General features: G+C 42.3%; 11 protein-coding genes. 3 read left to right on the top strand and 8 right to left on the bottom strand.

Annotated features, from left to right (window positions below; translation table 11 throughout):
* Positions 1-50: 50 nt before the first annotated feature.
* The 5 genes from NQ536_RS04245 to NQ536_RS04225 form a co-directional block, all read right to left on the bottom strand.
* Positions 51-878 carry a hypothetical protein gene (locus NQ536_RS04245; protein WP_004848625.1) on the bottom strand — a complete coding sequence of 276 codons (828 nt, stop codon included), beginning with the start codon at positions 876-878 and terminating at the stop codon, positions 51-53.
* On the bottom strand, positions 865-1,671 hold the full coding sequence (locus NQ536_RS04240; RefSeq protein WP_004848624.1) for a hypothetical protein: 807 nt from the start codon (positions 1,669-1,671) through the stop codon (positions 865-867). The genes NQ536_RS04245 and NQ536_RS04240 overlap by 14 nt, the downstream gene beginning before the upstream one ends.
* Positions 1,672-1,802: 131 nt before the next feature.
* On the bottom strand, positions 1,803-2,963 hold the full coding sequence (locus NQ536_RS04235; RefSeq protein WP_004848622.1) for an ABC transporter permease: 1,161 nt from the start codon (positions 2,961-2,963) through the stop codon (positions 1,803-1,805).
* A complete protein-coding gene (locus NQ536_RS04230; protein ID WP_004848620.1) occupies positions 2,950-4,086 on the bottom strand; it encodes an ABC transporter permease in 1,137 nt (378 codons plus the stop codon). The genes NQ536_RS04235 and NQ536_RS04230 overlap by 14 nt, the downstream gene beginning before the upstream one ends.
* An 84-nt stretch (positions 4,087-4,170) precedes the next feature.
* Complete coding sequence (locus tag NQ536_RS04225; RefSeq protein ID WP_004848619.1) at positions 4,171-5,118, bottom strand: ABC transporter ATP-binding protein; 948 nt, start codon at positions 5,116-5,118, stop codon at positions 4,171-4,173.
* 326 nt (positions 5,119-5,444) lie between these two features.
* Here NQ536_RS04225 and NQ536_RS04220 point away from each other — a divergent pair, with 326 nt between their 5' ends.
* Together NQ536_RS04220 and NQ536_RS04215 are read left to right on the top strand one after the other, a co-directional pair.
* Positions 5,445-6,596 carry a sensor histidine kinase gene (locus NQ536_RS04220; protein WP_227135239.1) on the top strand — a complete coding sequence of 384 codons (1,152 nt, stop codon included), beginning with the start codon at positions 5,445-5,447 and terminating at the stop codon, positions 6,594-6,596.
* On the top strand, positions 6,593-7,246 hold the full coding sequence (locus NQ536_RS04215; protein ID WP_004848614.1) for a response regulator transcription factor: 654 nt from the start codon (positions 6,593-6,595) through the stop codon (positions 7,244-7,246). The genes NQ536_RS04220 and NQ536_RS04215 overlap by 4 nt, the downstream gene beginning before the upstream one ends.
* Positions 7,247-7,452: 206 nt before the next feature.
* Here NQ536_RS04215 and NQ536_RS04210 read toward each other — a convergent pair whose 3' ends face one another.
* Positions 7,453-8,064, bottom strand: a complete 612-nt coding sequence (locus tag NQ536_RS04210) for an SH3 domain-containing protein (protein WP_004848612.1) — start codon at positions 8,062-8,064, stop codon at positions 7,453-7,455.
* A gap of 352 nt (positions 8,065-8,416) precedes the next feature.
* Between NQ536_RS04210 and NQ536_RS04205 the strand changes: the two genes are divergently transcribed.
* Positions 8,417-9,136, top strand: coding sequence for a pseudouridine synthase (locus tag NQ536_RS04205; RefSeq protein WP_004848611.1), 720 nt, complete (start codon positions 8,417-8,419; stop codon positions 9,134-9,136).
* 164 nt (positions 9,137-9,300) lie between these two features.
* On the opposite strand, the gene NQ536_RS04200 is transcribed toward NQ536_RS04205, so the two are convergent.
* Both NQ536_RS04200 and NQ536_RS04195 read right to left on the bottom strand, forming a co-directional pair.
* Positions 9,301-10,506, bottom strand: coding sequence for an N-acetylmuramoyl-L-alanine amidase family protein (locus NQ536_RS04200; RefSeq protein WP_155803738.1), 1,206 nt, complete (start codon positions 10,504-10,506; stop codon positions 9,301-9,303).
* Between the two features lie 147 nt (positions 10,507-10,653).
* A complete protein-coding gene (locus tag NQ536_RS04195; RefSeq protein WP_004848607.1) occupies positions 10,654-11,925 on the bottom strand; it encodes a M18 family aminopeptidase in 1,272 nt (423 codons plus the stop codon).
* Between the last annotated feature and the right edge of the window lie 72 nt (positions 11,926-11,997).

The following is an 11,997-nucleotide window of genomic DNA, read 5'->3' as shown; positions in this document are numbered from 1 at the left end:
TTTTTTATTATAACAGACCATGCCTCATAACTTCCAGTGTAATATTGTTCTTACCACCTATTTGAAAGTACCTCTCCTTTAAGATACAGATTTCCCCGGACATCCTCTTTCACCGCTGACATCTGTTCCTGATTCACCATATATGAAATATTCTGTCTTGAACACTCAAGCATTTCACAGCTTTCTGTCGTATCAATAATGTTACGTCTTACAAATGTCTTAAAATCCTCAAGTCCAAGAGGAACCTTCTCTCCTGACTCATACAAAATGTCTGTAGGAACATCAATCGAATCATTGAATGTGACAAAGTACCCTCCAGTGCCAAGCTTACCGGACCTGTAAAGTCTGTCATTTTCCAGAACTTTATCCAATCCAGCCAGCCTGTCAATCGGCTGTGCTTCACTATCTTTTTTTGATATATTTTTCAAATCTATTTTTCTCGTATTACCATCTGCGAAAAAGCACAAAATATTATATGCACCCAAAATAACACACTCCGACAGATTTTTTTGCTGGCGTTCAACTACAAATTCCGGGAGCTTATCAAGCTGCCTGATATACATTTCGTCCTGTGAACATCTTCCCTCGGATATTTCAAGAAATTTCATTTCGTCGTATTCCTTGAGGTGATGAACTTTAAGTATATCTGATATATTCTGCCTGCCACTTGGGATCACCCTCCCCCTTACCCACAGGGCGCTCACATCTCTCGGTATTGTATATACCTTATTCTTCACATAGCTTGCAAATAAAAATGGCGCTGACCATTCATCCAGATATTCCTGTAATTCAACTATACATGTGCGCTCCTTCTCAAAATAGAGAAGTGCTCCTACAGTTTTATCCTTGTCGCCATCTATAATTTCAAAGATTTTCATAAACCTTGTACCTCTTATATATCATGTTCCATACTGTGTCTATAAATACATCTGACACTACGCCTCTAAGTCCGTCAAAAATAAACTCTTTATCTGTTATATAAAGCTTATTTGGGAAAACATCCTTTTTTTCTCCTATCAGTTTCAAGTTCTCCTGACATGAAAATCCACCAATAAAATTCTGGCATCTCTTATCTTCCATAATATCTGTTTCTGACACTTCCTCATCGGAATTGCAAAAACACAAAAGAGATAAACCATGATCGAACAACGGAGCCATCCTTATCGTTCTCTTCCTTGAATTCCGAAGCACCTCTATATTTGCCCCATGGCGATCCCTGTTCAGGATAATATAATCAAGTACGATCATACGGTCTATATATTCTTTCCAGCCACATCTCACACAAAAATCATAGCGGCTCTCTCCCTTTATCGCATTTAGTCTATAATAATCATCAAGTGCCAGCTTGCTTTCACCGCGCTCCTTAAAGTCTTTAGAGGCACACAGGTAAGTGTCATACGCTTTTCCCTCTATTTCTATACGGCTGTTTATCAACTCATAATCCAGGTGTTCCACCCCAAGAACTGTGAGCAGTCTATCCACTATCAACTCATTTACACACTCATGTCCAACTACGCCATTTAATGGATCAAATCTTGAAAGTTTATAATATATCTTACTCCCATCCAAATTGGATTCCGACTTTAAAAAAGTTCCTGCAGTTCCACTTGAACTCCTTATATGAGACCATCGAAGGAATGTAAGATCCTGTTTTTCGTGTATTATTTTCATTCATATCCTCCTTTGACACATCCAATAATTAAATAGTACTGCTTGTATAGTATTTGACGCGCGTCAAATACTATACATACATAATACATACGTATTTGACGCGCGTCAAACAAAAAATATTATTAATTTTTCTAAGCCATAGCCTTGCCAGCGGTCTTGTACCTGTCAACAATCACTCCAACAAGTGTGAACAGAACGGCAAAGAGCACCTGTACTCCCATGCTCACAAATATTCCTATCACCGAACTGCCAGATGTGAAATTGTCGATGGCGTCTGTCGCATTTGCATACCAGTATGCCGGGAGAAAATGTGCTATCGCCATCACAGTGTCACTTAAGAACTCTCTCGGCACAAATATCCCGCAGAGGAATGCCATTCCAAGTGATATGACATTAGCACACATAGAAAGAATCTGTTCATTCTGGGTAAGCTTGCTAACTAGAAATGCCAGCGAGAGTGCTACACAGGCATACACCAGCATATTGAGTATGAACATTCCGCCCCTTGCTGAGACTATATCATATTTTATAAGTATTCTGGAAAGTGCTATAAATACTACAGACAATACGCATCCAGTAAACATCATCCCCAGGACAAGTTCCCTGTTCAGCCTGAAAAATTTGTATGATGAGCACTCTATTCTCGCTCTAAGCTTTTTCCTGTTATATACCTGCAAAACAGGCGCTACCCCAATTACCATAACGCAGATCATGACCCACCCCAGATAGTTGTAAAAATTATATAACATGGAATGTCCTGCGGTCTTTCCTTCAGCCATATCGACTTCAGCCTTCTGCTCAAGTGCCGTCCTCGCTCTCTTATCGGCATCGTTCACATCATCTCCGGCCCTATTGTACAGAGACACCATATTCATGTAGCTGTCAAGCCTTGTCTCAAACAGCATGGACGCCTGACTTCCGGGGATAGTCGTTATCTCAAGCATACCATCCGCAATATCATTTGCCCATGCATCGCCAAAGCCATCTGGTATCCTGATCACACAATCCACCGCCCTGTTGTAGAGAGCATCCTGAATACCTCGTTCGTCCATATCAACGCCATCTACAAGCTGCTGCGTATCACTCAGGTAAGCCATCAATTTTCTGCTCATCTCACTGCCATCCTCATCGCTCACCGCATATTTGATCGTTTTATCCTTATAATAGTTCTGTGGATCTGTGTTTCCCACATTGATGAACACAATCATGACTCCACACAGGATTCCCACATACATGATCATCTGCCCAATATATTTTCTCAAAACCTTGAAAAAAGATTTAAACACTTGCATATCTGTTCCTCCTTACCATGAGAATCCCAACTGCTATGAGCACCACAGCCTCAATAGTCATTATGACGATATTCTCAGTGAAAACCTGGTGGTCACTGTAAACATTCAGCGCATAGAATGAATCCGATATCAGAGCCGCGGGATTGAGTTTATTTATAATCGGCACGTGCTGCTGTATCTCATACTTTATCCCGTTTATACACAGATCAGAAAGGATGGACATCACCATGGATATTCCGATCACAATTCCTATCTTGGTTCCCTCAGCAAGCTTTGATATAGCCCCAACTATGACTCCAATTGCCAGACCGATAAAGCAGCCCACAAACAGAGTAAGCAGGATCTCCCATACTCTGTCGCCAAAATCCACTCCTATGCAGGACATGTATATAAAGCTTATGACCTCGACCACAAAATGTATAAGCAGCAGTGCAGCAAACTCTGCCAAAACAAATGTCATTTTCCTCTGTGGGGACACATTTTTTCTCTTTCCCGTAGCGCTCACATTTGCCTGAAGATTGCTCATCATCTCTATAGATGAAAGTGATGCAAACAGACAGCTCATGGCAAATATGGCATAGAAATAATTGTTATACACGTTCTGACTGCCCTCGGTGCTGGCTTTCTCCGTATAATATGATCTCTGTTCTGAGAGCTTTTCCACAAGGTTCGACATATCACCCTTAGGTTCTGTGCCATACTTATATATATCCTTAAGTGCATGCTCGTACTGCTTGTACTCAGAAAGCACTGTCTCAAGTATGCTCGCATTGACAGAACTCTCCGCAACCGTGAGCTTCACATCATCCGTATATATGATGCCCTCGACCTCTTCATCAGCCAGTAACTTTTCCGCATCGCTTTCGCTCATCCTCGTAACCGACAGAAGGGCGTCATCGCCATCCGACAGCGCATCCAGCATATAATTAAGTCCATTTGCCGATTCATCCTCAGTGACCACCGCCACCTTGATATTACTAAACATCTCATCCTGTTCATATATGCTGCCAAATGCCATGTACATAAATGTGGCAAGCAGTATCGGAAATACCAGTGTCCAGAAAATAGACACCTTGGCACGCATCAATATCTTTATCGTATATAGGAAATCCCGTATAAACATATTTCTCTCCTTTTAATCCCGGTTCATCTGAAATATACAAATATTTGTTTCTTCAACAAATCCATAATCCAACTTACATTCAAATCAGTCTCTGAGCTCCTTGCCTGTGATCTCCAGGAATACATCATTAAGCGTTGGGAGCTCCGTGACAACCCTGCCAAATGATATGTCGTGCTCCTTGAAAAATTCCATGAGCCTCACCAGATTGTGTCTTCCGCCGGAATATCTAAGTGTAAGCATGCTTCCGTTATATTCGTTCTCATACACATGTGGCTGACTGCGAAGCTCCGACATCTGTTCGCCTGTAAGTCCAAGCACTTCAACCTTTATGGTCTCTGTATTCTTGATCATCTTCTTGAGCTCATCCTTCGTTCCGACTGCAACAGATTTACCTTTGTCCATGATGACTATCCTGTCGCAGATCTGCTCTACCTCCTCCATATAATGAGAAGTGTACACGATGGTCGCGCCTTCCTCATTCAGACGTTTTATCCCCTCAAGTATTCTGTTGCGGCTCTGCGGATCAACTGCCACTGTCGGCTCATCGAAAAATATAAGTTTTGGCTTATGTGCTATTCCACAGGCTATATTCAATCTTCTGAGAAGTCCGCCTGAAAGTTTTTTAGGCATGAACTTTCTGTAGTCCGCTATGTCCACGAAATCCATGGTCTCCTCAACGCACTTTCGTCTCTTCTCCTTATCCTTTATATATAAACCGCAGAAGTAATCAATGTTCTCGTACACTGTCAGTTCATCGAACACCGCCACATCCTGCATTACGACTCCGATCTCCCTCTTGATATCGTAGCTGTCTGGCTTCATCTCTTTTCCAAATACTTTTATGTCCCCCTTGTCAAATGTGAGCAGGGACAATATACAGTTTATAGTTGTCGTTTTTCCAGATCCATTTGGGCCAAGAAGCCCCAGTATCTCCCCTTCTTTCACCGTAAGACTGAAATGATCCAGCGCCAGCAGATCCTTATATCTCTTCACCAGATTCGTAACTTCTATTGCATTTCCCGAATTACTCATGTATGCCCTCCTGTTTTAACACGATACTTTTACGCTTATTGTCTCCATTTGCAATCATGACAGTTTGCAATACCCGTGCGCTTGCATTCTTTATTGTATAATCCCATTATATACACCTCAGATCTGTTTTCACAGTGAACAGCGTCATCTTCACAATGTGACATTTGTCATGTTCCTTTTTTTAGAATATTTATTTATAATGAAAGTATTAGTATGCTGCATACATACCGCCGGACATCTGATTTGTCTGTGTGATATGGTATCCATCTATTCACATTTTGGAGATTTTACATTTTGGAGATTTTACATTTCGGAGATTCTACATTTTGGAGATTTTAAACATGAAACACATCGTCAACAAAGGTCTGCTGCTGATTGCAGCGTTTGTCCTTATATATACACAACACATTGCTGTAGACACCAGGCTTATCGCCGCAATTCTTTTGTCTATGATCGCAAGTGCCATCTATCCGGCGCTTTCAGGCATCAGTGCATCCACAGCAACCAAATACGACAGAACGGGCATACAAGGCGGAATATATTCTCATCTGTGCGAGACATTGATATGCCTTTATCTCATCTCCGTTTTTTTTCTTGAGCCGATGTACTTTTTTGTATCTCTGGTAAGCTATGACATATACAGATACAGACAGCGCTTTTCATCTGCACTGCTTGTATTGTTATCTGTCTACACTGTTGCCGAAAATACCTGTGCAGTATTTCTCCCGCAGTTATGTCTTGTGGCATTTTCGCTGATATTAAGCGTGTATAGCTGTCATGTTGACTCTCTCCGCTCCGAGCTTCTGTCCCTTAGAGACAACACTGCCGAACACGATATGCTGGTTGCAGAAAATACCCGCCAGCTGCTTAGGAACCAGGACAATATGGTGCTCACCGCAACCCTGTCGGAGCGAAACAGGATCGCAAGGGAGATACATGACAACGTAGGCCACATGCTGACAAGATCCATACTCCAGACAGGAGCTATCAAGGTCATAAACAAAGATGAACGACTGACAAAGCCTCTAGAACAGCTGCAATCCACTCTGGATACAGCAATGGACAGCATGAGAAACAGCGTGCACGATCTTTACGACGAATCTGTAAATCTCCGTGTCGCACTTAACGATATAACTGCAGGTGTCCACGATATAGATATCACGCTTGACTATGATATGTCTGAAAAGCTACCTAAGGATGTCAAATATTCATTTATCAACATAGTAAAGGAATCTATAAACAACACGCTTAAACACAGCAATGGAGACCATATGGATATACGCCTGCGCGAGCATCCCGCTTTTTACCAGCTGAGTATCGCAGACAACGGTACAGATATACATATGAGCGGTCAGGGAATGGGACTTTTCAGTATACAGGAGAGAGTCAACATGCTTGGAGGAAGCCTGAAGCTGTCCACCGATAACGGTTTCAGACTTCTTATAACAATAATGAAAGGAAGGGATCATGACATATGAATATAGTTATAGTTGACGATGATCAGCTTGTGGCCTTGTCTCTTCAGACCATACTTGAGGCTGACGACAATATACACGTATCTGCCACCGGCTGCAGCGGCTCAGAGGCAGTACGGCTTTACAACAAGTACTCACCCGATGTCCTTCTCATGGACATCAGAATGGAAGATATGAACGGACTTGAAGCGTCGGAAATCATAATCGCAGCACACCCGGATGCAAGGATTCTTCTGCTCACCACCTTCTCCGATGATGAGTACATAATCAAAGCTCTGAGTCTCGGCGCAAAAGGGTATATTCTAAAACAGAATTTCGAATGTATTGCCCCAGCCGTAAATGCGGTATACAACGGACAGACCGTATTTGGCGAGGAGATAATAGGAAAACTTCCTGACCTTCTTGGGCACAGTGAATCACACTCTACTGATGTTGAAAGATCACCATTTGCCGACACACAATACGAGATAAGCTCCAAGGAAATGGATATTATACGTCTTGTAGCTGACGGACTAAACAACAAAGAGATTGCATCCAGACTTTTTCTGAGCGAGGGAACCGTTAGGAATTATATAAGTTCAATTCTCGACAAACTCTGCCTTCGCGACAGAACCCAGCTTGCATGCTTTTTCTATAAAAATTTAAAACATTAAGAACTTTCTATTTCATGCACACACATCCATACATGCAAAAAGGATTACAGACCTTATCTACGGCATATTGCCGTTTCCTGATCTGTAATCCTTTTTTTGTTATGATGCCTTTCTGAATATCTGGAACCTTAACAATATCGTTGAATTCCTATTACCATGTTCCATATAACATGTTGCCTGTATCCGGGTGAAAGATACTTTATACACTACTGAAGCGAGGCATCTACACTTACATACTCTGTTGAGATATATCCTACTGATCCATCATAAAGCTGAACACCGATCCAGCTCTCATCCTGTGATACAACATCAAATACCTCTCCACTGTTTACTGTCGCAATGGCATCCGAGTCTGATGCCTGCTTTGCATATACGTCAACACCATCATAGAGTACCGACGCTGTTACGCCTGCCATAACCTCTGTCTTCTCTGTTGTACTCTCCTCTGTTGTTACTTTATCTGTTGTGCTATCTGTTGTACTCTCTATTATACTCTCTGTTGTCGCCGACGAACTTCCCAGCCCGCTGCTTGCTACTCTTGCGGTATCATTGGCAGCCACATATCTGTCTGCCGGGATTGCCGCATCCATAGCCATATCAACGCTGCCATCAGCCATCATGACCGCTTTACTCTGATCTATTGTTACACTCTCATTGACGTAAAGCTCATCCGCCAACGGGTCTGCATTCTCTCCAAAACTTACGACCGCAAAAATACAAAGTGCGATAACAACCACCAGTGATGTCATAAGTATATTATGCTTTAAGTACTTATAGCTAAGTACATTTCTTCTCATGTGATCTACAAATCTTCCCATTTTACTACGTGATCTTGTCATTTTTTATCCCTCTGTCATATAATATAATAATTTACTCTTATTCTTATTTCGTAATCATTTATTTACAAACAACGCCTGTTTGTTACATTTCTGTTAAATATAATACACTAGACATGTAATTGTGTCAACCAAATATGACAAAAAAACATCAATTTATAGTGGTTTTTTACGACTATGCGTAACGATATGTTGTGTTCTGTAACAACTCGCGGTTATAGACGACGCGCATTTTTTCTCAGCGCATTTATTACATATTTCTCATTAATCTGGTGAAATAAAACAGCCTGCATGTTATGATATCAACAAAGATAACACATTAAGGAGAATTCTTATGAGACTTGACAAATTTCTTGTTGAGATGAATATCGGCAGCCGAAGCCAGGTAAAACAGTACATAAAAAAAGGCATGGTTTCAGTGAACGGCACTAACGCTGCTTCATCTGACATGAAGATCAACGAAGACACAGATACAATAAAATATAACGGAAAACAACTCTGCTATTCCAAATACAGATACTTCCTACTCAATAAACCGGCAGGGTGTGTGAGTGCAACCAAGGACAATGTTCACCAGACTGTTATAGACCTGTTAAATGGAGAAAATACAAAGGACCTTTTTCCCGTGGGAAGACTTGACCTTGATACAGAAGGACTTCTTATAATCACAAATGACGGTCGGCTGGCTCACCATCTGCTATCTCCCGCTCACCACATCGCTAAGACCTATTATGCAGATATCGATGGATATGTGGACGACCAGACAATATCCCTCTTTAAGCAGGGGATCGATATCGGCGACGACACTCCAACTCTCCCTGCCAGTCTCAAGATCATTGAGGCAGACCGCAGTACGGGCAGCTCCCGCATAGAACTGACCATCACTGAAGGACGTTTCCACCAGGTCAAGAGAATGTTCCAGGCCGTGAATATGTCCGTCACATTTCTAAAACGCATATCCATGGGCAACTTGCACATAGCAGACGATCTGCCAACAGGCAGTTACCGGGAGCTGACCCCGGAGGAGGTATCTGCGCTATCGCATACCATATAATAAATGTTGTAAAGGTTCAGACTTTAGCTCGTTGCTCCGCGTAAATAAAAACATCATGCACCTTCCCCCGATTTGAAACACTCAGTATATTCAATGAGGTATAACATGCATGATGTTTTATTTTTTATATATTATGCCAATTACTGCTTCTATGAGCTGTGATATTACTCTGTCAGATCTGTGGCAGCCTCCATCGATGATTCCTCTGATGAAGCTTCACCTGATGCTGAACCTGTCGCTATATCTGAAGATGAATCGCCACCTGTCACATATGTGTCAAGTCCGTCTGCTATGCCCTTTACTATCTTGTTCTGATAATCATCTGTAACAAGAAGTGCCTCCTCAGATGCTGTTGTCATATATCCAACCTCAACTATAGTGACCGGTACTGTACTCCAGTTGATGCCACTCATAGAATCGGTCTCCCATATTCCATCACTCTTTGCGCCGGTTGATGCAATAAGCCCCGCCAGAACATTTGTGGCAAGATCCTTGCATTTGTCATAGATTGCTGAATTATATGGGTTGGATGACGTCTGACACACAGTCATAACTCCCGTTGCTGTGTTGTCTGTGGAACCATTTGTATGAATCTTGATGACAGCCTCAGCGTTCAGATTATTTGCATATTCTGCTCTTGTAGCATTGCTTATATCCACATCATTGCTTGTTCTGATCATCTTGACATTGTAGCCCCTGGCTGTGAGCTCTGTCTCAAGCTTCTTTGCTATCTGAAGATTCAGCTCATACTCAGCTATTCCTGTTGAAACACCTGTATTGCCCGGGGTTGCCTTTACCTTTGTCTCTGTAGCGGCAGGACCTATAGGCTCCTTCTCTTCATTTGCCGTCTGCTGATGTCCGGCATCAATCACTATCATTCTTCCGTTTCCCACGTTGGACTTAACTGTGGCCTCGGTGGTGTCATCCGATGAACTCTCTGTTGTGGCCGCCTCAGTTGACGCATTACTCTTCTCTCCGCCAACGACCTCAAGAAGTTCTGAGAATATATAGTACTCTCCACCATCTATGGATACTTTGCTCCACTCATCGTTGTAACCAACTCTGTCGAGTTCAACATCATTTGCAAGTTCCTGATAAACATCACCGTCTGTGGATGGTGTGGTTCTGACATTTACATAGTCTAGTGTCTTTACTTTGTCCTTGCAAATGGTAAATCCATCCTTGTCCTTCTCCGGCTGAGCCTCCGTGGTCGCCTCTGTCGTAGCCATCGTGGTCACTTCTGTTGTAGCTTCCGTCTCTGTAGGCTTAGCTGTGGTTGCATCACTGTTCTTGTTTCCACATCCCGCAAATGCAAGCATAGATGCAAGTCCAAGGCAAAGCACTGCGTATTTTAAATATTTCTTTTTCATGAGTATCCTCCTGTTAAGGATTTTCCTCGCCATCGCGAGTCTCTCCTTATAAATATTAAAACAGATCAACTTATTGTAACATAATCGTAATACCTGTACAAGTAAATTGCTCAAATACCTCATTCTTCTATAATCTTATGTAATATATTACATTTCAAACACTGCCGAACATAAAGCTTTGAGCTGGCTGTAATCCTCAGCGCTTCCAAGTTCCATCGCCGAATGCATCGCCAAGATTGGAATTCCCATATCCACAGCTCTGACCGGAAGATACGATGACGCTATAGGACCTAGAGTCTGTCCCCCAGCCATGCCCGACCGGTTCACCTGACGCTGAACTTTTATATCATTTTTTCTTGCAAGAGCCATCACTACAGCTGAAGCCTCACTGTCTGACACATATCTCTGACTTGCGCTAGACTTAAGTGCAACTCCGCATCCCATGACTATCTGATTAGTCGGATCACTCTTTTCCGGATAATTAGGATGTGATGCGTGAGCCACATCCAGTGACAACATGAACGCATCCCTCATGATTCGCATTCTATCATTCTCCTCCATATCCAGTCCACTCATGATCCTGTCTACTATTCCAGACAGCATCAATGAATCTGCACCCTGCTTTGATCTACTGCCTATCTCCTCATTATCAAACAATGATATCACATTTATGCAGTTACCTTTTTCAGTTTTACACATGGTATCCACCAGCACTGAAACCGATGTTATGTTATCAAGTCTCGGCGATGCTATCATATCTTTCTCTGCCCCAACGATCTCCATGTGATCCATATTGTAAAGATACAGATCGTAATCCAGTATATCATCCTTCAAAAGTCCAAGATCATCAACCACGTATTGTAATATATCTTTTTCTTTAACGTTTTGCCCATTCAGCCCATATACCGGTATAAGCTCCTTCTGCACATTCATCTTATCACCGGTAGTCTCTTTTCTCAGGTGTGGCGCAAGACTTGGGACAATACACATAGCCCTCTCTGAATCATACAGATATGTCCTCGGTCTGAATGGATCCTCTGTCTGAACCACGACCTTTCCCGCAATCCCAAGAGGTCTGTCAAACCACGTTTCCTTGATAAGTCCTCCATAAGGCTCAACATTGAGCGTCTGATAACCGCACCTGTTCATATCAGGCTGTGTCTTGATCTTGAGCATCGGAAAATCCGTGTGGGCAAGTCCTATATTCAGTCTTCCATACTCAGGCACCTCACCAATTGCAAATGCAACCAGCATTGATGGATATGGTTTTACATAATATCTTCCACCTGCCATAAGCTCCCAGCGCTCACCTATGTCTAATTTCCTGTAATCATGATCCAGCAATATATCTTCACATTCCTTCACAACATGAAACTGTGTAACACCTGCGTCCAGTAGTCTGCATAATGTATCTATCATAATAAATTATCCTCCTTATAATGGTCGGTCGGCAAACGCACACATCAGTACCCTTTCTTATGTGCATCGTCT

The organism is Coprococcus eutactus (genome assembly GCF_025149915.1).
GTDB lineage: Bacteria > Bacillota > Clostridia > Lachnospirales > Lachnospiraceae > Coprococcus > Coprococcus eutactus.
Note: the sequence above shows the minus strand (reverse complement) of the source record. Positions and strands in the feature narration are given on the sequence as shown.